At 58.7% G+C, this 20,500-nt stretch carries 22 protein-coding genes; 11 read left to right on the forward strand and 11 right to left on the reverse strand.

Going from position 1 to position 20,500, the window contains the following annotated elements; translation table 11 throughout:
- Nucleotides 1–64 precede the first annotated feature (64 nt).
- A complete protein-coding gene (locus ACR0J0_RS15950; RefSeq protein ID WP_480665137.1) occupies nucleotides 65–1,588 on the reverse strand; it encodes a DUF2125 domain-containing protein in 1,524 nt (507 codons plus the stop codon).
- A 138-nt stretch (nucleotides 1,589–1,726) separates the two neighbouring features.
- Here ACR0J0_RS15950 and ACR0J0_RS15955 point away from each other — a divergent pair, with 138 nt between their 5' ends.
- From ACR0J0_RS15955 to ACR0J0_RS15965, 3 genes are read left to right on the forward strand one after another with little or no spacing between them, the layout of a single operon-like run.
- The gene (locus tag ACR0J0_RS15955; protein WP_480665138.1) at nucleotides 1,727–2,470 is read left to right on the forward strand and encodes an SDR family oxidoreductase; all 744 of its coding nucleotides are present in this window, start codon (nucleotides 1,727–1,729) and stop codon (nucleotides 2,468–2,470) included.
- Nucleotides 2,467–3,075: an enoyl-CoA hydratase/isomerase family protein gene (locus ACR0J0_RS15960; protein ID WP_480665140.1), complete on the forward strand. Its 609-nt coding sequence runs from the start codon at nucleotides 2,467–2,469 to the stop codon at nucleotides 3,073–3,075. The genes ACR0J0_RS15955 and ACR0J0_RS15960 overlap by 4 nt, the downstream gene beginning before the upstream one ends.
- Complete coding sequence (locus ACR0J0_RS15965) at nucleotides 3,072–3,809, forward strand: VOC family protein (protein WP_480665141.1); 738 nt, start codon at nucleotides 3,072–3,074, stop codon at nucleotides 3,807–3,809. The genes ACR0J0_RS15960 and ACR0J0_RS15965 overlap by 4 nt, the downstream gene beginning before the upstream one ends.
- On the opposite strand, the gene ACR0J0_RS15970 is transcribed toward ACR0J0_RS15965, so the two are convergent.
- Nucleotides 3,810–4,106, reverse strand: a complete 297-nt coding sequence (locus tag ACR0J0_RS15970) for an HNH endonuclease (RefSeq protein WP_480665142.1) — start codon at nucleotides 4,104–4,106, stop codon at nucleotides 3,810–3,812.
- A gap of 48 nt (nucleotides 4,107–4,154) precedes the next feature.
- Here ACR0J0_RS15970 and ACR0J0_RS15975 point away from each other — a divergent pair, with 48 nt between their 5' ends.
- Nucleotides 4,155–5,339, forward strand: coding sequence for a TIGR03862 family flavoprotein (locus ACR0J0_RS15975; protein WP_480665143.1), 1,185 nt, complete (start codon nucleotides 4,155–4,157; stop codon nucleotides 5,337–5,339).
- Here the strand turns inward: ACR0J0_RS15975 and holA are convergent.
- The 4 genes from holA to ACR0J0_RS15995 all read right to left on the reverse strand — a co-directional run bounded on the left by holA (nucleotide 5,336) and on the right by ACR0J0_RS15995 (nucleotide 9,934).
- On the reverse strand, nucleotides 5,336–6,364 hold the full coding sequence (gene holA, locus ACR0J0_RS15980) for a DNA polymerase III subunit delta (RefSeq protein WP_480665144.1): 1,029 nt from the start codon (nucleotides 6,362–6,364) through the stop codon (nucleotides 5,336–5,338). The genes ACR0J0_RS15975 and holA overlap by 4 nt on opposite strands.
- On the reverse strand, nucleotides 6,361–6,852 hold the full coding sequence (lptE, locus tag ACR0J0_RS15985; protein ID WP_480665145.1) for an LPS assembly lipoprotein LptE: 492 nt from the start codon (nucleotides 6,850–6,852) through the stop codon (nucleotides 6,361–6,363). Before lptE ends, holA begins: the two co-directional genes overlap by 4 nt.
- Nucleotides 6,839–9,373: a leucine--tRNA ligase gene (gene leuS / locus ACR0J0_RS15990; protein ID WP_480665147.1), complete on the reverse strand. Its 2,535-nt coding sequence runs from the start codon at nucleotides 9,371–9,373 to the stop codon at nucleotides 6,839–6,841. Before leuS ends, lptE begins: the two co-directional genes overlap by 14 nt.
- Before the next feature lie 72 nt (nucleotides 9,374–9,445).
- Nucleotides 9,446–9,934 carry a DUF3576 domain-containing protein gene (locus ACR0J0_RS15995; RefSeq protein ID WP_480665148.1) on the reverse strand — a complete coding sequence of 163 codons (489 nt, stop codon included), beginning with the start codon at nucleotides 9,932–9,934 and terminating at the stop codon, nucleotides 9,446–9,448.
- Between the two features lie 282 nt (nucleotides 9,935–10,216).
- Between ACR0J0_RS15995 and ACR0J0_RS16000 the strand changes: the two genes are divergently transcribed.
- Both ACR0J0_RS16000 and ACR0J0_RS16005 read left to right on the forward strand, forming a co-directional pair.
- Entirely contained in the window at nucleotides 10,217–11,236 is a 1,020-nt protein-coding gene (locus ACR0J0_RS16000; protein WP_480665149.1) for a porin, read from the forward strand.
- Between the two features lie 102 nt (nucleotides 11,237–11,338).
- On the forward strand, nucleotides 11,339–11,998 hold the full coding sequence (locus ACR0J0_RS16005; protein ID WP_480665150.1) for a YggS family pyridoxal phosphate-dependent enzyme: 660 nt from the start codon (nucleotides 11,339–11,341) through the stop codon (nucleotides 11,996–11,998).
- Here ACR0J0_RS16005 and ACR0J0_RS16010 read toward each other — a convergent pair.
- Nucleotides 11,982–12,482 (reverse strand): L,D-transpeptidase family protein, encoded by a 501-nt coding sequence (locus tag ACR0J0_RS16010; protein WP_480665151.1) that lies wholly within the window; start codon nucleotides 12,480–12,482, stop codon nucleotides 11,982–11,984. The two genes, ACR0J0_RS16005 and ACR0J0_RS16010, sit on opposite strands and share 17 nt — an antisense overlap.
- Nucleotides 12,479–13,573 carry a GTP cyclohydrolase II gene (ribA, locus tag ACR0J0_RS16015; RefSeq protein ID WP_480665152.1) on the reverse strand — a complete coding sequence of 365 codons (1,095 nt, stop codon included), beginning with the start codon at nucleotides 13,571–13,573 and terminating at the stop codon, nucleotides 12,479–12,481. The genes ACR0J0_RS16010 and ribA overlap by 4 nt, the downstream gene beginning before the upstream one ends.
- A gap of 160 nt (nucleotides 13,574–13,733) precedes the next feature.
- Here ribA and ACR0J0_RS16020 point away from each other — a divergent pair, with 160 nt between their 5' ends.
- The gene (locus tag ACR0J0_RS16020; protein ID WP_058272567.1) at nucleotides 13,734–14,420 is read left to right on the forward strand and encodes a response regulator transcription factor; all 687 of its coding nucleotides are present in this window, start codon (nucleotides 13,734–13,736) and stop codon (nucleotides 14,418–14,420) included.
- A gap of 195 nt (nucleotides 14,421–14,615) precedes the next feature.
- On the opposite strand, the gene ACR0J0_RS16025 is transcribed toward ACR0J0_RS16020, so the two are convergent.
- On the reverse strand, nucleotides 14,616–15,158 hold the full coding sequence (locus tag ACR0J0_RS16025; RefSeq protein ID WP_480665153.1) for a DUF3299 domain-containing protein: 543 nt from the start codon (nucleotides 15,156–15,158) through the stop codon (nucleotides 14,616–14,618).
- The gene (locus tag ACR0J0_RS16030; protein ID WP_480665154.1) at nucleotides 15,139–16,404 is read right to left on the reverse strand and encodes an agmatinase family protein; all 1,266 of its coding nucleotides are present in this window, start codon (nucleotides 16,402–16,404) and stop codon (nucleotides 15,139–15,141) included. Before ACR0J0_RS16030 ends, ACR0J0_RS16025 begins: the two co-directional genes overlap by 20 nt.
- 193 nt (nucleotides 16,405–16,597) lie before the next feature.
- On the opposite strand from ACR0J0_RS16030, the gene ACR0J0_RS16035 reads away from it, so the two are divergent.
- The 4 genes from ACR0J0_RS16035 to ACR0J0_RS16050 all read left to right on the forward strand — a co-directional run bounded on the left by ACR0J0_RS16035 (nucleotide 16,598) and on the right by ACR0J0_RS16050 (nucleotide 19,231).
- A complete protein-coding gene (locus ACR0J0_RS16035) occupies nucleotides 16,598–17,386 on the forward strand; it encodes an exodeoxyribonuclease III (protein ID WP_480665155.1) in 789 nt (262 codons plus the stop codon).
- Between the two features lie 76 nt (nucleotides 17,387–17,462).
- Entirely contained in the window at nucleotides 17,463–18,380 is a 918-nt protein-coding gene (gene trxA / locus ACR0J0_RS16040) for a thioredoxin (protein ID WP_480665156.1), read from the forward strand.
- Between the two features lie 27 nt (nucleotides 18,381–18,407).
- The gene (locus ACR0J0_RS16045) at nucleotides 18,408–19,049 is read left to right on the forward strand and encodes an LON peptidase substrate-binding domain-containing protein (protein WP_480665157.1); all 642 of its coding nucleotides are present in this window, start codon (nucleotides 18,408–18,410) and stop codon (nucleotides 19,047–19,049) included.
- The gene (locus tag ACR0J0_RS16050; protein ID WP_480665158.1) at nucleotides 19,046–19,231 is read left to right on the forward strand and encodes a Trm112 family protein; all 186 of its coding nucleotides are present in this window, start codon (nucleotides 19,046–19,048) and stop codon (nucleotides 19,229–19,231) included. The genes ACR0J0_RS16045 and ACR0J0_RS16050 overlap by 4 nt, the downstream gene beginning before the upstream one ends.
- Here ACR0J0_RS16050 and ACR0J0_RS16055 read toward each other — a convergent pair.
- Nucleotides 19,228–20,490, reverse strand: coding sequence for an FAD-dependent monooxygenase (locus tag ACR0J0_RS16055; RefSeq protein ID WP_480665159.1), 1,263 nt, complete (start codon nucleotides 20,488–20,490; stop codon nucleotides 19,228–19,230). The genes ACR0J0_RS16050 and ACR0J0_RS16055 overlap by 4 nt on opposite strands.
- Nucleotides 20,491–20,500 lie beyond the last annotated feature (10 nt).

The raw sequence follows: 20,500 nt of genomic DNA on the forward strand, positions 1-20,500 counted from the left end.
CGTGCCGTGTTTCGTCATTTCGGACGAGAGTTGGGGAAGGCGGTGAGACCGCCTTCCCAATTGATTACTTGATGCGCTGGCCGTTCGCCAGAATCTGGCCGTCACCAGTGAATTCGATTTCTGAATTCAGCGTGTCGGGCTCTTCGCCCGGTACCGCCATCAGGCCCATCATCATCCGGGCGCCCATCGCGTCGCTGTCTGAGACCAGCCCCATCCCGATCAGCTTGTCGATCAACGCGTTGGCACCCACCAGTTTCAACTTTGCAATGCCGGTAGGTGTGGGCATGCCATCAAACTCTTCGGTGTTGGAGTTGTCGAAGGTGAAGTCACCCTCGCCCGTCAGCTTGGCCCCGACCAGCGAAATCAGCAATTCGTTGATCTTCAGAGAGTGCAGCTCGCCCGGTACTTCGTCGGAAAACTCCAGATCTTCGGCAACGGTGGGATCGAAGAAGTTCATCAGCACCTTGGCGGTTCCCGTGGTGTCCAGCGATATTGTTGCCGGATCACGCGGCAAGGCTCCTGCCGGGTCGAACATGCTCCACAGTACATCCGACATGGTGAAGTCGGTCAGGTTCATCGCGAAGCCAAATGGCTGGATTTCCTCGGATTCCTGAACCGGAATTTCGAATTTGAAACCGGCGTTTTCCATAGCGATTTCGATCGGGAAGGGCAGTTCAGCCGTTGTCACCGCAACTTTCGAGCTGTTCTGTTCGACGTCGTAGGCCAGGCGCTGGGCGTCGATGCTGGCGCCGAACTTACCGCCCTGGGATTCGCTGCCCACCGAAAAGGCCTCTCCTTCGCTGGTTCCCGCAATCGCGGTCTGTCCCGAGCCATAGGTAAAAAGGCCGGAGAACGAAAAACCGTCGGAATAGAGAGCCTCTGGGTTCGAGAAATCGAAATTCGCGGGGATGACGTTGGTGCCCTTAAAGGTCAACTGGCTCATGGAGCCGTCGATCTTGCCCGTGTCCTCGCTTTCTGGGTCGGCGAACGCGAGGTCGTAGGTCAGGCCACCGGCGGTGAATTTCTGGTCGATATCGCGGTTCTCGCCGATCTTCATCCGCGAGCTGCCGGCCAGATCGGTCATAGCCACATTCACGGCCAGAACGTCCTCGGGCATCGCTTCGCCATCGACATTCAGCCCGTCCAGCTTGATGCCAATGCTATCGGCGGAATAGTCATAGGTCATCTCGTCCGGATCACCCGAAACGACCATGTTCAGACCGGTTTGGGAATAGTCGATTTCGAGGGAAAACTCGTCACCGTCTCCCTCACCAGACATGGTCAGAGGGAAATTGTCGGGAAATCCAATGTTGACCGTGCCATCGCCATTTTCGGTCAAGGTCATTTCGGGAACAACCATACGGAAAGTCACATCTTCTTCCGGCAGATCCATCGAAACGGTCATATCGGCAATCGTCGTGACATTCCCGGCGACGGTTTCTTCGCCCGCGACGGTATAGCCCATCTGGTTCAGGTAGGCTTTCCAGTCATTCCAGACGTCCTGAGAAGTAAGATCGGCAAGTGCACCCTGCGTGACAACGGCATAAGCCAAAACTGCGCCACAGCTGCGGCGGAGGAAAACGGACATTACAGTACCCTTCTAGATAATTTTGCGGGCATCGTCGTGTTTGTGGCGGCGGGCGTCAAGGGGCAAGGACTGGACCCTTTCCCCATTGACGGGGTAGAGATTCACACAATTTCAAACCGATGGAGGTAGAGGAACCAAATGCAGGGGAAAACCGTACTGATAACTGGGGCCAGCCGGGGCATCGGAGCCGAGGCAGGGCGCGTATTTGCCGCAGCGGGTGCAAACGTGGCGCTGGTCGCCCGCAGTCGCGATCAGATCGACGCGCTGGCCGCCGCGTTGGGGGACACCGCAATCGCGCTGGAATGCGACGTTAGCGATTTTGCGCAGGTGGAACAGGCCGTTGCCGATTGTGTTGGTCGGTTCGGCGGTCTGGACGTTCTGATCGGAAATGCCGGTGTCATTGATCCGATCTTTCACCTGTCTAACGCCGATGTCGCGGCGTGGAGCAAGGCAATCGACATCAACCTCAAGGGTGTTTTCTATGGAATGCGGGCCGTTCTGCCGATCATGCGTGCGGCCGGCGGTGGAACGGTACTGACCGTTTCATCAGGCGCGGCTTCGAACCCGGTTGAGGCGTGGAGCCATTATTGCGCGTCGAAAGCGGGCGCAAAGATGATGACGGAATGCCTGCATCTTGAGGAATCGATACATGGCATTCGCGCGATGGGCCTTTCACCAGGAACGGTGGCTACCGAGATGCAGAAGGTGATCAAGGCTAGCGGCATCAACGCGGTCAGCCAATTGGATTGGAGTGACCATATCCCCGCCGACTGGCCCGCGAAGGCGTTGCTGTGGATGTGCAGCCCGGACGCCGATGAGTTTCTGGGCACTGAAATCTCGTTGCGGCGCGAGGATATTCGACAAAGGGTTGGACTGACGTGATTGATCTGAACAAAGAGGACGGGCTTTGGATCGTCACTCTGAACAACCCGGGCAAAGCCAATGCGCTGACCGGGGCGATGTTGACCGAGCTGGCCGAGATCGCTGAAGCCGCAACCGAGGCTCGCGCGCTGATCCTGACCGGCGCGGGCAAGGTGTTCAGTGCCGGTGCCGATCTGGCCGAAGCGCATACGGGGCTTGCCACGTCCGACGTGTGGGAACGTTTGTCCGGTGCGATCGCCGCCCTTCCGTGCATGACCGTCGCGGCGTTGAACGGCACTCTGGCCGGGGGTGCCAACGGCATGGTGCTGGCCTGTGATGTCCGGATTGCGGTTCCGACGGCCAAGTTCTTTTACCCGGTGATGAAGCTGGGCTTTCTGCCACAACCTTCGGACCCGGTCCGCATGGCGGCCTTGATCGGGCCATCGCGCACCAAGATGATCCTGATGGCCGGTCAGAAAATCACAGCGGATGAGGCTTATGCATTTGGGCTGGTGGATCGTATCGTTGCGCCAGAGGCCCTGATGCCAACGGCACGAGAACTGGTTGCCGACAGCGTCGTCGCCGATCCCAACATCGCCGCCGGAATCGCCGAGTTGTGCCGATGAGGCTCTCTGGCTTGCGGTTGCGCGTCGCCGATCCTGAACGTCTGGCCAGGTTCTATGTCGACGTTCTGGGAATGACGGCGCAAGCGCAGGGGGTAAGCCTGCGCGTCGGCTATGACGGGCAGGATGCCGATCTGTTGCTGATGCCGGGTGGTGGCGGGTACACCCACGACAGAGGGCAACGATACTGGAAGATCGGCATCACACTTCCTGATGTTGATCTTGCCGCCGCGTTTTTGCGTGAAAAAGGCGTCGAGGTTTCGGAACCCAAGCAGTTCCTCGACATCGGCTATATGTGTCATCTGTCAGATCCCGAAGGGTTCGTCATTGAACTTCTTCAGCATGGCTTCGAAGGCAACCGACCAGAGCACGCCGCCGATCCGGCCGCCCCGTTTGCGCAAGCCCGAGTCGGCCAGATAACTCTCAGGACCGGTGACATCGCTGCCGAAGATGCGTTTTGTCGAGCGCAAGGCATGCGCCTGCTGTCGATGCAGGATGTCGGTCAATATGGGTTTGACCTCCACTTTTATGCATTCACCGATGACGTGTTGCCGAACCCGGACCTTTGGGCCGTTGGAAACCGGGAATGGCTCTGGAAGCGCCCCTATACGACGCTGGAATTCCAGCACATCGCGGGTGCGCAATTTGCCAAAGCTCCCGATTATCGGGGATTGGAGGTTCAGGACCTTGAGGCGCCAACACGGGACGCATTCGGCGATCCGGTGAACCCCGGCTGATCAACGGCCACGTCGTTTGCCTGGGACTTTCGAACGAAACCCGGGCGGGCGTTTGCGAACCCAACTCAGGAACTTCTCCAATCTGGGATGGCTGCGAAGAGCCTCAACCGTGTGAAAGTCGCGGGCCAGTTCGGCTTCGGTGAGGGTTGCGTGGACCTCTTTGTGGCAGATCTGATGCAACAATACCGTGGGTCCGCCCTTGCCCCCTTTGAGTTTTGGGATCAGATGGTGCAGGCTGCCGCCCCCATTGGGGATCGGGCGGTCGCAGAGCGGGCAGATCGGATCGCTGTTCGTCATGACGAAGGTAAAGTTGCGCCGGGTGGCGCGAAAGGCAAGAGGGCATGGATGGCACAGGCAATGGTGATCGGAGGAGGACCCGCGGGCCTGATGGCGGCCGAGGAGCTTGCCAATACCGGGCACGATGTCCTTGTAGCCGAAGCCAAGCCATCGGTTGCGCGCAAATTTCTGATGGCGGGGAAGTCAGGGCTGAACCTGACCAAGGACGAAACTTTCGAAACCCTGCTGCAGTCTTACGGAGAGGCTGCTGACTGGCTGCGCCCAATGATCGCTGAGTTTGATGCCTCGGGTGTTAAGACATGGGCGCAGGGGCTGGGGCAAGAGTTGTTTACTGGCTCGACCGGGCGCGTGTTTCCAACGTCAATGAAAGCCTCCCCCCTGCTGCGCGCGTGGCTGGCCCAGCTCGCAGAGGCTGGCGTGCAGGTCCGAACCCGTTGGCGGTGGGTCGGCTGGGATGGCACCGCGCTGATATTCGATACACCCGACGGTCGGCAGAGCATCGAGGCGGATGCGACCGTACTTGCGCTGGGCGGGGCAAGCTGGTCCCGCTTGGGCTCTGATGGAGTTTGGGCGCCGCTATTGCAAGACAAGGGTGTGTCACTCACACCATTCGCGCCTGCGAATTCAGCGATTTCCGTGGATTGGAGCCCACATATGCAACCCCATTTCGGCGCCGCGCTGAAATCGGTTCGCTGGACGGCCGGGGAATTGGAAAGCCGGGGCGAGGCCGCACTGTCTGCGAACGGGCTGGAAGGCGGCGGATTATACTCCCTGACACCCGCCCTGCGCGAAGGCGCGCCGTTGTTTGTCGATCTGGCGCCCGATCTTGATGCAGATGCACTGAAAAGCCGCTTTTCGTCGAAGAAACCGAAAATGACGCTGTCCCAGTGGCTCAAGAAGTCACTGCATCTGTCTCCGCAGAAAGTTGCCTTGTTCCACGAAATGATTAAGCGCAGTGGCGTGCCGCATTCGGAAGACATGAGTGCAATCAAGCGCTTGCCGATTCTCCATGCTGGCCTGCGTCCGATGGATGAGGCCATTTCCACCGCTGGGGGAGTTCCGCGCGCGGCGCTAGATGAAGGGCTAATGCTGACCGCGCTTCCCGGAGTGTTTTGCGCAGGCGAGATGTTGGATTGGGAGGCTCCAACCGGGGGATACCTGCTGACGGCCTGTCTGGCGACCGGTCGCTGGGCCGGACGCGCCGCTGCAAAGTGGCTTGATCGGGCCAGTTAGCGGGTCTTTGCCAGCATTGCGAGGCGGATCATTGCCCGCTCGACCAGGGCTATGGCAGGTGCAGTTTGGCCAGCCGAACGTAGCGACAGGTCCGTGTCCGTAAGCACCGTCAAAGCGGTTTGCAGTTTGGGTGCGCCCCAGCCCTGGGCCTGCCGCAGAATGCGGTCACGGCGTTTGCCGTAAACCGGCGGTCGCAACTTACCGATTCCTTGCGCGGCACCGCCAGGGTCGGATGCGCAGGCGTAAAGCGTTCGGAAATGCCGGGTCGCGCCGATACACAGGCTCACGGCGTTGGTGCCCTGCGACTGCAATCTGCGGATCAACGGCCCAATCTCGCCCGCGCGGCCTTCTGCGACCACGTTCAGAACATCGTCCAGAGCGGCCTCGGTCGAGCGGGGCGCGCAGGCGTCGATGTCTTCGATGGTGAGTTCAGAACTGTCGCCACGTTTGTAAAGCGACAGTTTTTCAATCGTCTGTGCAAAATCTCCGGGGCTGATGCTCGTCGCCAGCTCGGTAATCGCCGACATCGAGTCGCGCGGGATGTTCTGTAACCCGGCCTCGGACAGAACCCTTTCTACTTCGGCCCGCGAGGGCGGGTCGTCGTAAATGCCGACGGCATAGGTCGACGGATGCGCCTCGAATGCCTTGCGAATCTTGGAGCTGGCTTTCAACTGCCCGGCAGTGACAATGATCTGCGCATCTCCGGGCACCCAGTCTTCCAGTGCGGCGATGATCGCGGGGGCGGCGGTTTCAGTTGTGTCTTCGACAAACACGGCGCGGGGGCCGGGAAAGAAACCCACAGCTTTGACGGCATCCAGCAACAAGGCGGGATCACCGCGCAGGTCGCCACCCGGAAGCCGGGTCAGTCTCATCTCTTCTTCGGCATTTGCGCCCAGAAGCGCAGCGAGCACCTGCTGACGCTTCAACGCTACCCGCATTGCATCGGCGCCGTAAATCAGCAGCCCGGTCTTGTTCGCGTCGGGTTTGGAGAAATACCCCTCGGCCTCGCGCGGGCTCAGCTTCATGCGGTCAGGCCCGGGGTTGCGTAAAGGCGGTTGATGATCTGATCGGACAGAATCACCATCAGGCGTTGGTTTGCGTCCCGCTCATCCGCCAGTGTCGAAACTGTCGAACCGGCCGCCGAATACCCGACAAAGTCTGTCACAGTGCCCGAGGCAACGATCTGACCCGTCGCATTCGATCTAAGCGAATAGTTCGCGGTGCCATTTATCGTATAGCGGTTGGTTTCGTTCGTGGTTGTGATCGCTGCTGCCAAGGTCGCAGTCGATACCGAAACGTCCAGATTGTACTCGCTGCCCGATGAGGCGCTGCGACCAAGTTTTTGTTCCAGGTCTTCGACCAGAAGATAGCTGGCGACTGTATTTGGTGCGGAAACGGCAACCCTTCCGTACAGGACCGATCCGGCCCCGCCCGGTGCGTAGACCGGCTCAAAGCCACAGGCGGCGAGCGCCAGTGGCATCAGCAAAAAAGTTCTGCGATCAAACGACGACATTTACGATCCGGCCCGGTACAACGATCACTTTCTTCGGTGCAGCGCCATCCAGCGCCTTTTGCACAGCTTCGGTGCTGAGCGCGATTTTTTCAACCTCGTCCTTGGCCAGATCCTTGGCCACGCTGATTTCCGCGCGGCGCTTGCCGTTGATCTGGATCGGCAGGATGACGGTGTCATCGACCAGCATCGCCGGATCGGCAACTGGCCATGGCGCGGTAGCCACCAGCCCTTCGCCGCCCAGCAACTGCCACAGCTCTTCCGAGAGGTGCGGGGTCATGGGCGACATCAGTTGCGCCAGCGTCTTGGCGGCTTCGCGTTTCGCTGCCGTACCCGCCTTGGATTTGGCCAGTGTGTTGGTGAAAGCATAAAGCTTGGCGATCGAGGCATTGAAGCCAAAGGATTCCACACCGCCGGTCACGTCATGGATCGCTTTGTGCATCTCGCGCAGCAGCGCTTCGTCCTCGGCATTCGCAGGCACATCGGATTCTGCGATTTCTGAGGCGATGCGATGCACGCGGCTGAGGTGCTTGAACGCTGCCTCGGCCCCCGAAGCAGTCCATTCCACGTCCCGCTCGGGCGGCGAATCGGACAGCACGAACCAGCGGGCCGTGTCAGCGCCGAAAGCCGAGATGATGCTGACCGGGTCGACCACATTCTTTTTGGATTTCGACATTTTGGCAGAGGGGATGATCTCGACCTCGGTGCCGTCGACCAGTTTGCCGTCGGTCACATCCTCGGGCAGGTGATAGACCGGGCGACCATTTGCGTCGCGGGTCTGGTAGATTTCGTGCGTCACCATGCCTTGGGTGAACAGCGCATCGAACGGTTCGATCGCCTTTTTCGGCAGGTGGCCTGTGATGTTCATCGCCCGCGCGAAGAAACGCGAATAGAGCAGGTGCAGAATCGCGTGCTCAATCCCGCCGATATACTGGTCGACATTCATCCAGTATTCCGCCTCGGTCAGATCGGTTGGCGTTTCAGCGCGCGGGGCGGTGAAACGGGCGAAATACCAGGAGGAATCGACAAAGGTATCCATTGTGTCGGTTTCGCGCTTGGCCGGCGCACCACACTTCGGGCAGGCACAATCGCGCCACGTCGGGTGCCGATCCAGTGGGTTGCCCGGTTTGTCGAACGTGACATCGTCGGGCAGTTGAACCGGCAGGTTCTCTTTCTTCTCAGGCACCACACCACAGCTGTCGCAGTGAACAACGGGAATCGGGCAGCCCCAATAGCGCTGGCGGCTAAGTCCCCAATCGCGCAGGCGATATTTGGTGACGCCTTCGCCCCAGCCCGCTTTTTCCGCGAAATCGACGGTGGCGTTGATCGCTTCGTCACCCGTCGCCTCGGTCAGACCGGCAAAATGGTTCACCCAGCGGACTTTCTCGGTCTTGGGCGGAACAAATGCGATCTTGTCGACCGGCGTGCCGTTATTCAGCGCGAAGAAGGTGTCCACGACCGGCAGGCCATACTTGCGGCAGAAATCCAGGTCGCGCTGGTCATGCGCCGGGCAGGCAAAGATCGCGCCGGTGCCGTAATCCATAAGAATGAAGTTCGCGATCCAGACCGGCAGCTCCCAGCTCGGGTCCAGTGGGTGTTTGACGCGGATACCGGTGTCATAGCCCAGTTTCTCGGCAGTCTCGATGGCCTCTTCCGTGGTGCCACCTTTGCGGCATTCGGCAACAAACTCGGCAACTTCGGGGTTTTCGGCCTCAAGCTGCTTTGCAATGGGGTGATCCGGCGAGATGCCGACAAAAGACGCGCCCAGCAACGTGTCGGGGCGAGTCGTATAGACGGTGATGGGTTCTTCGCCATCAGTGCGTTCGAACCCGAATTGCAGGCCGCGCGACTTGCCGATCCAGTTTTCCTGCATCAGGCGCACTTTGGCAGGCCAGTTGTCCAGCGTATCCAACGCCTCGAGCAGTTCTTCGGAATAGTCCGAGATTTTGAAGAACCACTGCGTCAGCTCCCGGCGCTCAACCAATGCGCCAGACCGCCAGCCGCGACCGTTTTCCACCTGTTCATTGGCCAGCACGGTCATGTCGACCGGGTCCCAGTTCACCACGGCGTTCTTGCGGTAAACCAGCCCGGCATCGAGCATATCCAGGAACAAGGCCTGCTGTTGGCCATAGTATTCCGGGTCGCAGGTGGCGAATTCTCGGGACCAGTCGATCGACAGGCCCAGTGGCTTCATCTGCCCGCGCATGTCGGCGATATTACCATAGGTCCAGTCTTTAGGGTGGCCGCCAATGGCCATCGCGGCGTTCTCCGCAGGCATCCCGAACGCGTCCCAGCCCATCGGATGCAGCACGTTATGGCCTGTAGCCAGCTTGTGCCGCGCGATCACGTCGCCCATCGTATAGTTGCGCACATGCCCCATATGGATACGGCCCGACGGGTAGGGGAACATCTCAAGCACATAGTATTTCGGCTTATCCGCCTTGTGCTGGGCGGTGAAGATCCCGGCCTTGTCCCAGGCTTCCTGCCATTTTGCTTCGATTTCGTTGGCCGAGTAGCGCGACATGGTGCGGTCCTTCGTAAATGAAAACGCCGGGCATGAACCCGGCGTGGTAATATTGTGATTTTCGGCGGGTGGCTAGAGCTTGTTGTCTGCAATGCGCAACTGACGTGCGCGATTTAGGATCGCATCCTCGACCGCCCGCGTCGTCGCGGCACTCACCGGAGCGCCGCCGCTGGTCTGCAGTGCAACCGACAGGGACCGGGCGGCCAGCGCCGGGTCACTTATGTGAACGGTTGCGCGATACTGCCGCCCGCCACCCGGTGGAGTGCCGTAACCGGTTACGATGACGCCGGTAAAGGGGTCGACTTCCTGCACAGGAAGGAAGTTCAGTACATCCAGTGACGCAGCCCAAAGGTAACGGTTCACATTCACGATCTGTTCGGCATTGCCGCGGTCGAACAAATCCCAGATGGTCGTGCGATTCGGATCGTTCAACTCGCGCTCGCTTGTGCGGGTGCTATCTGTAGCGAGCAAATCCGGATTCGGGGCAGCACCCTGATTCTGTCCGCAGGCCGACACGGCAGCAGTCATTATGATCAAACCGAAAATCGTCTGCAGGCGCATTGTCGACAGGTCCTGTTTAACTTGGTCTACTTTGTCAGGTGTTACTCCTAGACAAGGTCCAGTTCAGCAACAACCCTATTCTTATTACATATGTTCGGAGTGGTGCGCAGATCGGCCCCGAAAATCGACTGTGGCATCCTTGCACCAATTTGTGGTCAATGCGTAGTTCAATTTTAAGCCAAGCTTGCGTGAAGGGGGCAAAAAGAGCGAAACGGTTCCCGTGCTGAGACATGTGCTGAGGCATATGTCGAGTAGAAAAACTTTGAAACCGAGGGAAACAAGATGAAAAAAGTTCTCTTCGCAACGACCGCGCTGATCGCAACCGCAAGTGTTGCAGCAGCCGACGTTCGCTTCAGCGGCTACGGCCGTTTTGGTATTGGTTACCAAGAGGACCGCACCGGTTCCGTGACCAACATCGACACCACGACCACTCCGCCGACAACCGGCACCGCAACCGTCGACACCGACAACACCATCCTGGTCTCGCGCTTCCGTCTGAACATCGACGGTGTTGCAGAAACCGACGGCGGCGTTGAGTTCTCGGCTCGTGTTCGTCTGCAGGCTGACGAAAACGCCGGCAACGGCGAAGCCGGCTCTGCTGGCCTGAACGGCGCGCGTTTCTCGGTCATCTACGGTGGTCTGCGTGTTGACGCCGGCAACGTTGCTGGTTCGTTCGACAACCTGGCAAACTACTACGGTAACGAGCCTGGCCTGGAAAGCTTCATTGGCCAGTACTCGGGCGTTGACTACAGCTTCCTGAGCTATACCTCGACCGGTTCGGGCGCGAACGCTGTGTTCTTCCAGTATGCAGTTGGCGATTTCGCATTCGGCGCGTCCTATGACCAGCGCACTTTCGCAATTGATGGCGTTGCGCAGGATGGCGACCGCTGGGATTTGAGCGCAACGTACACCTTCAACAACATCACCGCTGCTCTGGCCTACGGTCAGACCAAGGCGAACGTAGACGCTTCGAGCGAAAAGCAGTCGCTGACCGTTCTGACCCTTGGTGGTGAATGGGGTGACTTCTCGGGTACCCTGTTTGTTGCAGACGATGACGTTGTGAACGCCGCCAAAAACGGCACCGCATACGGTCTGTCGATGGCCTACAACATCGGCGCTGCAACCACTCTGACCTTCGCTTACGGTGACGGTTCGGCTGACGAAGATACCCGCAACATCGGTATCGGCGCCATCTACGACCTGGGCGGCGGTGCATCGCTGCGCGGTGGTATCGGTGAAGCAAAAACCGGCGGCTCAGACGGCCGTATGCGTGCTGACTTCGGTGCTCAGTTCAACTTCTAAGTTGATCTAAACCGCAAAGTTTAAGGGCAGGTCTTCGGACCTGCCCTTTTCTTTTGTGCCGACTTGGTGTTTTTCTGCGCCCAAAGCAGAGAGAGGAAACCCATGTCGCTGCACGACATTACTGCCCGCATCGCCAAAGCCGAATCCGCCGCCAGGCGGCCTGCGGGATCGACGAAACTGATCGCGGTCTCAAAGGTTCAACCGAATGAGCGTGTTCAGGATGTGTTGGAACAAGGGCATCGGTGTTTCGGCGAAAACCGGGTTCAGGAGGCGGCAGGAAAATGGCCGGACTTCATGGAGCAATTCTCTGGCATCGATCTGCACTTGATCGGGCCGTTGCAGACCAACAAAGCCCGGCAGGCAATGGAGTTGTTCAACGCGATTCACTCGGTGGATCGCCCCAAACTGGCCAAGACTCTGGCGAGGCTTGCGCAGGAAGTTGGTCACTGCCCTGATCTGTTCATCCAGGTCAACACCGGAGAGGAAGAACAGAAAGCCGGTGTCATGCCGGTTGATGCGGACGCTTTTATCTCTGAATGCCGGTCTCTGGACCTGCCGATTCAGGGGTTGATGGCGATTCCACCGGTTGATGAAGAACCTTCGCTGCATTTTGCATTGCTGGCCAAGGTTGCCGAGCGCAACGGATTGCAGGGCCTGTCGATGGGGATGAGCAGTGATTTCGAACAAGCGATAGCGCTGGGTGCCACGCATGTACGCGTTGGGTCCGCGATCTTTGGCGAACGGGTTAAATCCGAGGGATAATCAGGCGCGTTCCGGGGGCTATTCTGCGGGCAATCCAATGCAGGTGGTCGCGGCGAAACGCGACGCAGCCCTCGGTCGGGTAACTCGGGCGCCGCCATTGGTGCAGGAAAATCGCCGATCCGCGGCCCGGTACCGCATTTGGCCAATTCCAGTCGGTGATCAGCACAAGATCGTATAGCGGGTCCGCGCGTCGCAGTTTTTCGTGGCTATGCGCGTAAGGCGAACTGACCATCTGATTGTATTGGCTATCGTCACTGTCGTCCGACCAAAGATCGCCAGGACCTATAGGGATTGCCCATGAGGTCGGTGCCAAAAGCCTGTCCGGTCGATACAGCATGCCGACGACGTGATGCACCCCGGTCGGCGTTGCTCCGTCACCTTCACGCTTGTTGTCGGTCAACCCGCCTTTACCGATTGAGCAGGGAAAGACACGTCCGGCAAAACGGACGCCGCGCGGGGTCAGAACAAGATCATCGGGCGTCACAGAAGGTGGCCTGATTTTGCAGCCTTGGTTGCCAAATACCCGCGATTATGAGCCGTTTCACCCACTTTGAGCGGTACACGCTCGGTCACGGCGATTCCCGTCTTCTCCATCATCGCGATTTTCGCCGGGTTGTTGGTCAGCAGCCGAATCGAGTTGAAACCCAATTCTTTGAGAATGTCCGACCCCAGCCGAAAATCGCGCTCATCGTCTTCGAAACCCAGCCGATGATTGGCTTCGACTGTATCAAAACCCTGATCCTGCAGGAAATAGGCACGCATCTTGTTGGCAAGGCCAATGCCGCGTCCTTCCTGATTGAGATACAGCAATACGCCAGAGCCTTCGGCCCCCATCTGCGCCAGCGCGCCACGCAGTTGCGGGCCGCAGTCGCATTTCAGGCTGCCCATCAGGTCGCCTGTGAAACAGGCCGAGTGCAAACGGGCCAATACCGGCTTGCTTCGGTCCGGACGCCCGATTTCCACGGCATAATGCTCTTCTCCGCCATCTTCGGGACGGAACACGTGCAGGCGACCCGCCTCGGACACTTCCATTGGCAAACGTGCCGCAGCGATCTCGTGCAAAGCGCTGCGGTCAGCCAGATGCGGCGCGGCGCGGGTATGGTCAATGCAGGTCAGGCCATGGGTTGCAGCAAAGTTGCGCCCATCCTCAATAGAAACCACGACGGCTGCGGGCAGCAACCGAGCGGACTTGGTCAATGCGATTGCAATACGATGCAGGTTGGCATTGCCCTGCCGCTCGGACATCAACGGGCCTTTCATCGGGGTGTTCAGATCATCGGATGGATCGGCCACAGCTTGAACCCAGGTTATATCGGTGTCTGAGGGAATGATCACGCGTGCCAGATCGCCATCATAGGCCCGCGCCTTCAGGGTTTCCGCCCGTCTGACTGTGATTGCCACCACAGGTTGACCTTCCAGGCTCCGTAAATCGGCAAGCCTCTGCGCGCTCAGCGTTTCCGACGCTATTGCCAATACGCTAAATCCGCTGTCGTCTGTCAGCACAACCGGAACGCCCATGCGCAAATCTGCGCGGGCGCGCGCCAGCAATTCCGAAATATCGGGGATCAAACTCATTTAGTTACCCTGTAACGTTCCAGCCTTCGTCTAACCCGATCAGCGGGAAATGTGAAACAATTCCTACGCGTCAGACACGAGGGCGTGAGACGATTGCAGTAAATCTTGTTGATTGCATCTTCCGCACGCAAATGGTGGAAAAGGCTTAGGAGGACCGGACATGGCTCAGCTCAAGAAAATCCTGCTGGTGGATGATGATGAAGACCTGCGTGAGGCGCTCAGCGAGCAACTTGTGATGACCGAGGATTTCGACGTGTTCGAAGCGGCAGACGGCCAATCTGCCATGGAGCGGGCACGCGAGGCAATCTACGATCTGGTCATTCTGGACGTCGGCCTGCCGGACACCGATGGGCGAGAGCTGTGCCGCCTGATGCGCAAGCAAGGTGTCAAAAGCCCGATCCTGATGCTGACAGGCCATGACAGCGACGCGGATACCATTCTTGGTCTGGACGCAGGCGCCAACGATTATGTCTCTAAGCCGTTTAAGTTCCCGGTCCTGCTGGCCCGTATCCGCGCGCAGCTGCGTCAGCATGAACAGTCCGAGGACGCGGTCTTTGTGCTGGGGCCGTATACGTTCAAACCGGCCATGAAGATGCTGATCACGGAAGAAGACCGAAAAATCCGCCTGACCGAGAAAGAAACCAATATTCTTAAGTTCCTGTATCGCTCGGCCGATGGCGTGGTTGCCCGCGACGTACTGCTGCACGAGGTCTGGGGTTATAACGCTGGCGTCACGACGCACACGCTGGAAACCCACATCTATCGCCTGCGTCAGAAGATCGAGCCCGATCCATCGAATGCGCGCCTTTTGGTCACAGAGTCCGGTGGATATCGCCTGGTTTCGTAACCCTGACTGGATTGACATGGGTCAAAGTGATACTCTGGATGTGTAATTAGATTACTCCCAACCCGCGCATGTCCGGGTTATGACATGCACCTCCCTGTTGGACTGCCGGGCCTTATGGCCCGGCTTTTTTTCGAAGTGTAATCAAGCGCTACGCCTTGAAATCGCAGGCGCATATCTGAACAGATACTATGGTATTCATTCAGAGGTCGTCACATCCGGAATCGTAGCTGTTGTGACGTTCACTGCTTTGATTCTGTAGGCCGAAGGCGCAATTTCGTTCCCGCTGGGCCGAATCTGTAAGCGGCCGGTGATCCATACGGGGTCTGCCGTTATGTCGATCCCTTCTGCGTATTCGACCGTGATGACCTGATCGGGAAGCGGGGGAAGCGGATGCCGGCAATCCTGATCCATCGGCGGAATCAGCAGAAAGCGTTGGACGTTCCTGAATTCGAACTCCACGGGGTGGGCGTAGCCCGCAATGCGGATTGTGATGCCATCAAGGTCAGTGTTTCCCGGCGTGCATTCGGCAAGTTGCAAGGACAGCATCCGGTCCGACATATCCTTTCCGGTGCAATTCGGATTGGAAAGATAGGTCTCAAGGACAGCCGAACAACTTTGTGGGCGCCCTTCCTGTAGGTCGGTCCAGGACACTTGCAACGGCTCGGCCAAGGATGGCGAGCCGAGCAGGGCAAGCGCGAGGGCTGAATAGACCCGCAGCTTAATTGTCGTTTTGACCATGCGTGACAGTCAGCGGGCTGCGATAATCGGGCTCGGTTATCCCGAGCTTGTTCATGGCGACACCGGTCAGGCATTCTCGCAGCAGCCGATTGGCGTTCAGCGCGGACACATATGTCGGGTCCATGTGAGGGGACAGTTCGACCAGTTCAAAGCCCACAAGGTTGGTTTCGGCGCAGAGACGACGCAGGATATGGAAGGCCTCACGCGGCATCAGCCCGCCGGGCTCAGGCGTTCCGGTGCCGGGAACAAAGGCAGGATCAAGCGTGTCGATATCGAATGACACAAAGATGTACTCCGGGCCATCTTTGGCCTCGGCAATGGCATCTTCCATCACCGCATCCCAACCACGATCTTCGATCTCGGCCATTGTGTGATACCGAAATCCGTTCTCGCGCATCCATTCAAACGCGCGTTCGTCCGGATAATAGCCGCGCAATGCAACCTGAATGAAGTTCTTGCCGGGAACCAGCCCTTCCTCGATCAGGCGATAGACCGGCATACCGTGGTTGATCAGGTGGCCCAGCCCGTATTTACCAGCATCATAATGTGCGTCGAAATGGACCACGCCGACGTTCCCCTTGCCGTACACATCTACCAGCGCGGCAACATCCGCATACATCAGAGAATGGTCGCCGCCGACGATAAACGGAATGACACGGGTGCCGTTCTCATGTTGTACTTCGGCGACCTGACGAACAAAGGACCGGACCGAGTGGATCGTGCGTTCGGTGCTCATCATGTCGTTCGGCGCGTTGCCATAATCGACAACGGTCATGTCCTGAAGCGGATCAACCATCACATGCATATGCGGTTGCCGCGCACCGTACCCCAAATACATCGACGATGCCCTGACCGCGTTTGGACCGTGAGATGCACCGCGCATTCCGCCGCCCATATCCGTAAAAGCGCCCATGATCGCAACATCGACCTCACCCGCGGCTAGGTCTGCTGGCGTTAAAGCAATCGGTTGGTGCAAAAACGTCGGTATCTGCATGAAGCCCTGCCCATAGAACCGTTGCAGGTCAATCGGTCCATCGGCCCGTTCTGTGCCATCAAAGCTTGGCAGCGGGGTCCGCCACGCGTTGTAGGTCGGATCTTCCGTATCAAGCGGGATCACGGGTTGTTCGCCCTCCCGGATCGGAGCCTGGCTGCCCTCGTATTCGTGTCCGAAATACTGCGCAAAGGCGGGTGCAGAGCACAGGCATATCCACGCAGAAACAAGTATCTTCGACCCAATCGGCTTCACGGGTGTCCCCTCCCAGAGTATCGAATATATAAAAATTCATGATAATAAATATGTGTATTATGTAAAGGATTTCCCGAGACGGAAGCGAGCTGGCAGGTTCCCCTTGGCGTTAAATTCCGATGGGCATTTTTCCCGTGGCACCCGGTTTCACACCAAGCTAGTCTGCGCCAATCGCGTCAGAGGATTCCTGCCCATGCCCTTTACCCTTGCCACCTGGAACATCAACTCGGTCCGCCTGCGCGAGCCCATCGTGCTGAAATTGCTGCAGGAAGAAGCGCCGGACGTATTGTGCCTGCAGGAGTGCAAGTCTCCGGTCGAGAAAATCCCGACCGAAGGTTTTGCCGAACTGGGCTACACCCACATGGTTGCGCGTGGCCAGAAGGGGTACAACGGCGTCGCGATCCTGTCGCGCCTGCCGATGGAAGAGGTTGGCGACAAGGATTTCGCAGGGCTCGGGCACGCGCGCCACATAGCGGGGCGTTTGGAAAACGGTGTGACGATCCACAATTTCTACGTGCCCGCTGGTGGTGATATTCCGGATCGCGAGAAAAATGAGAAGTTCGGCCAAAAACTCGATTACCTCACAGATATGCGCGACTGGTTCCATGCCGAAAAGCCCGAAAAGTCTATTCTGGTTGGCGATCTGAACATCGCCCCGCGCGAAGATGATGTCTGGTCGCACAAGCAATTGCTCAAGGTCGTCTCGCACACTCCGATCGAGGTTGAGCAGCTTGCCGAAACACAGGATGCAGGCGATTGGGTCGACATCACGCGTCAGGATATTCCCGAAGGGCAGCTCTATAGCTGGTGGTCCTATCGCGCGCGGGATTGGGACGCTGCAGACAAGGGGCGGCGGTTGGATCACATTTGGGCGACGCCTGATATTTCCAACGCGGGACACTCCAGCCGCATCCTGCGTGATGCGCGCGGATGGGAAAAACCCAGCGATCACGCGCCGGTCTTCGCGACATTCGACCTTTGACCACGCAACTCTACTATTGGTTTCTGCCCTTTGTGATTGCATATAGAGCCCAAATTCGAACGAAAGAGTGAATGCCATGGACCTTCTGAACGCCGCAGCCGGACCTGATGCCACCGATCTGATCAAAGACGGATCCGAGGCCACCTTTATGGCCGACGTCGTCGAGGCCTCGCAGGAAGCCCCAGTCATCGTTGATTTCTGGGCGCCCTGGTGCGGCCCATGCAAAACCCTTGGCCCGTTGCTGGAAGAGGCCGTGACCGCCGCCAAAGGCGCGGTGAAGATGGTCAAGATCAACGTTGACGAGGCGCAAATGATTGCGGCGCAGATGCGCGTCCAGTCGATTCCGACTGTCTATGCTTTTTTCAAGGGCCAACCGGTCGACGGATTTCAGGGTGCCGTGCCAGGATCTGAGATCAAGGCCTTTGTGGATCGAGTGATCGAAGCGGCGGGCGGCGAAAGCCCCGGCGGGCAGCTGGATGACGCGGTTCAGGCCGCCGAAGAGATGTTGGCCGAAGGTGCAGCAGTTGATGCCGCGCAGACTTTTGCCGCCATTCTTGGTGAAGATCCGAACCACGCAGCGGCTTATGGCGGTTTGGTTCGTGCTCACATCGCGTCCGACGATCTGGAGCAGGCAGAAGCCATTCTGAACGGCGCACCCGCGGAAATTTCGACCTCGCCCGAAGTTGAGGCAGCCCATGCCCAGCTTGAACTGGCCAAACAGGCCGCCGACGCAGGTCCGGTGGGTGAACTGAAGGCTGCGGTCGACGCGGACGCTGACAATCATCAGGCGCGCTTCGACCTGGCGCAGGCGTTGCATGCAAATGGCGAAGTTGAAGAGGCGGTTGCGCAATTGCTTGAACTGTTCCGTCGTGACCGTGAATGGAGTGACAGCGCCGCTAAGACACAACTTTTCACGATCTTCGATGCACTTAAGCCCAATGATCCGATCGTTCTGAACGGGCGTCGAAAACTCAGCTCGATGATATTTGCCTAATTCCGGATCAGAGCTACACTCGGGTACATGATGCATCCCGCTGATCTGCCGGAAACGGTATCCGTTTTCCCATTGCCCGGGGCGCTGCTGCTGCCCCGCTCGCGCTTGCCGCTGCATATCTTTGAGCCGCGCTATCTTCAGATGCTGGACGACGCCCTGAAAACGCAGGAGCGTCTGATCGGTATGGTGCAGCCGAACCCGTGCCAGAGCAACGAGGGCAAGCTGCACCAGATTGGTTGCGCGGGCCGCGTGACGCAGTTTTCCGAAACCGAAGATGGCCGCTATCTGATCACGCTGACCGGGATTTCGCGTTTTCGTATCCGGGCAGAACTGGACGCCTTTACACCGTATCGGCGTTGCTCTGTTTCGTGGGGCGGGTTTGACCGGGATCTTGGCAGGGCGGAACACGATGACCGATTTGATCGCTCGAATTTCCTGATGCTGCTGGAACGGTTTTTTTCGTCGCGTCAGCTGTCCACGGACTGGGACACTCTGAAGGACGCAGATGACGAGCTGTTGGTCAATTCTCTGTCCATGCTTCTGGATTTCGACCCCGAAGAAAAACAGGCGCTGCTTGAGGCGCCTTGCCTTCGCACACGCCGCGAGACACTTGTAACACTGATCGAATTCGCCATGCGCGGCGGATCGAGTGAGGAAAAACTGCAATGACCGAAGCCGAACACCCTTTTGACCGTCACATGCTTGAGGCGCTGATCTGCCCGCAGACACATACCATGCTGCGCTACGACGCCGAAAAGCAGGAATTGGTGTCTAAGGCCGCCGGTTTGGCGTTTCCCATCCGCAACGGCATCCCGGTGATGCTGGTGGATGAAGCGCGCGAGCTGGATTAAATCGCGCGACCCTGCAGCAGTTTTGGCAGGTCTCCGGTCAGTCCCGCGGCCTCGCGCACAAAGCCTCGGCGCAGGCCGGGCAATGAGCCGACAATCTCCATCCCGATGTCGCGCCCTAAGCGCAGGATTGGGTTGTCGTTGGAAAACAGCTTGTTGAATACATCCGTCGCCATGGCCAGTGCGGCAGTGTCGAACCTCCGCCATTCCTGGTAGCGTTCCAGCACCAGTAGCGAGCCGATATCCTCGCCCCGCCGCCCGGCCAGCGTCAGAACTTCGGCCAGCGCACCGACGTCGCGAAGGCCAGCGTTCAGCCCCTGTCCGGCAATAGGGTGCATCCCGTGTGCGGCGTCTCCGACCAGTGCCATCCGGTCGCCGATGAAAGAGTTGGCGATGGTCAGGTTCAACGGATAGGTGAACCGGTCGCCCTGCAGGCGGATATCGCCCAGATAATCACCGAAGCGCGGGCGCAGGACCTGAAGGTAATCCGCCTCGGACATGGCGTTAATGCGTTTTGCCATCTCGGTCCGCTCGCTCCAGACGATTGAACTGCGGTTGCCGGTCAGCGGCAGAATCGCCAATGGGCCGGGCGGCATAAAGAACTGATGCGCGATTCCGTGGTGGGGCAGGTCGTGCTCGATGGCGCAGACCAGCGCTGTCTGACCGTAATCCCAACCAGAGCGCTTGATCCCCGCGCGTGCGGCTGTTCCGCTGCGGCGTCCATCGCAGCCGACAAGCAGACCTCCGGTGACCTGTGAACCGTCATCAAGCGTCAGAGTGACCCCGGTCGCATCGGCGTCCTGCGCGATTACGGTCTTGCCATTGATCTGCTTGATGCCTGTTTCGTCTGCCATCGCATCCAGGAACGCGCGGCGCAGGTGGCGATCTTCGACCATATATCCCATCGGGCCTTCTTCGATCTCGGCATGATCGAAATGCATGAAGAAAGGGGATGGCCCGGCACCGGCGTGGCCATCGGTCACCTTTATCTCAAGCATGGGCTGGGCATGCTCGGCGATCCGACCCCAGACACCAGTCGCGTCAAGCAGCCGTTGTGAGGCCAGCGCCAACGCGTAAGCACGCCCGTCAAAGGCGGCGCTCTTGCGCGTTTTCTCCGCCAATGCGTCGATCACGGTGACGGAATGCCCCGTTTGCGCCAGTGCCAATGCCAGGGCCGGGCCGTTCAGGCCGCCGCCTACAATCAGGATATCCGAGCTGTGTTCCATGGGCTGCAATATGCGCGCCCTTTCGGGATTGTCCATGTGCAGTCCT

It is taken from the genome of Ruegeria sp. BF12 (assembly GCF_056538705.1).

Bases quoted from the DNA above. Each gene is read 5' to 3' on its own strand.
- ACR0J0_RS15970 (WP_480665142.1), bottom strand. From the start codon at position 4,106: ATGACGAACAGCGATCCGATCTGCCCGCTCTGCGACCGCCCGATCCCC.
- ACR0J0_RS15965 (WP_480665141.1), top strand. From the start codon at position 3,072: ATGAGGCTCTCTGGCTTGCGGTTGCGCGTCGCCGATCCTGAACGTCTG.
- ribA (WP_480665152.1), bottom strand. From the start codon at position 13,573: ATGAGTTTGATCCCCGATATTTCGGAATTGCTGGCGCGCGCCCGCGCA.
- trxA (WP_480665156.1), top strand. From the start codon at position 17,463: ATGGACCTTCTGAACGCCGCAGCCGGACCTGATGCCACCGATCTGATC.
- ACR0J0_RS16000 (WP_480665149.1), top strand. From the start codon at position 10,217: ATGAAAAAAGTTCTCTTCGCAACGACCGCGCTGATCGCAACCGCAAGT.
- ACR0J0_RS16020 (WP_058272567.1), top strand. From the start codon at position 13,734: ATGGCTCAGCTCAAGAAAATCCTGCTGGTGGATGATGATGAAGACCTG.
- ACR0J0_RS16005 (WP_480665150.1), top strand. From the start codon at position 11,339: ATGTCGCTGCACGACATTACTGCCCGCATCGCCAAAGCCGAATCCGCC.
- holA (WP_480665144.1), bottom strand. From the start codon at position 6,364: ATGAAGCTGAGCCCGCGCGAGGCCGAGGGGTATTTCTCCAAACCCGAC.
- lptE (WP_480665145.1), bottom strand. From the start codon at position 6,852: ATGTCGTCGTTTGATCGCAGAACTTTTTTGCTGATGCCACTGGCGCTC.
- ACR0J0_RS15950 (WP_480665137.1), bottom strand. From the start codon at position 1,588: ATGTCCGTTTTCCTCCGCCGCAGCTGTGGCGCAGTTTTGGCTTATGCC.
- ACR0J0_RS15995 (WP_480665148.1), bottom strand. From the start codon at position 9,934: ATGCGCCTGCAGACGATTTTCGGTTTGATCATAATGACTGCTGCCGTG.
- ACR0J0_RS16025 (WP_480665153.1), bottom strand. From the start codon at position 15,158: ATGGTCAAAACGACAATTAAGCTGCGGGTCTATTCAGCCCTCGCGCTT.
- ACR0J0_RS16050 (WP_480665158.1), top strand. From the start codon at position 19,046: ATGACCGAAGCCGAACACCCTTTTGACCGTCACATGCTTGAGGCGCTG.
- ACR0J0_RS16055 (WP_480665159.1), bottom strand. From the start codon at position 20,490: ATGGACAATCCCGAAAGGGCGCGCATATTGCAGCCCATGGAACACAGC.
- ACR0J0_RS15955 (WP_480665138.1), top strand. From the start codon at position 1,727: ATGCAGGGGAAAACCGTACTGATAACTGGGGCCAGCCGGGGCATCGGA.
- leuS (WP_480665147.1), bottom strand. From the start codon at position 9,373: ATGTCGCGCTACTCGGCCAACGAAATCGAAGCAAAATGGCAGGAAGCC.
- ACR0J0_RS15975 (WP_480665143.1), top strand. From the start codon at position 4,155: ATGGCACAGGCAATGGTGATCGGAGGAGGACCCGCGGGCCTGATGGCG.
- ACR0J0_RS16035 (WP_480665155.1), top strand. From the start codon at position 16,598: ATGCCCTTTACCCTTGCCACCTGGAACATCAACTCGGTCCGCCTGCGC.
- ACR0J0_RS16045 (WP_480665157.1), top strand. From the start codon at position 18,408: ATGATGCATCCCGCTGATCTGCCGGAAACGGTATCCGTTTTCCCATTG.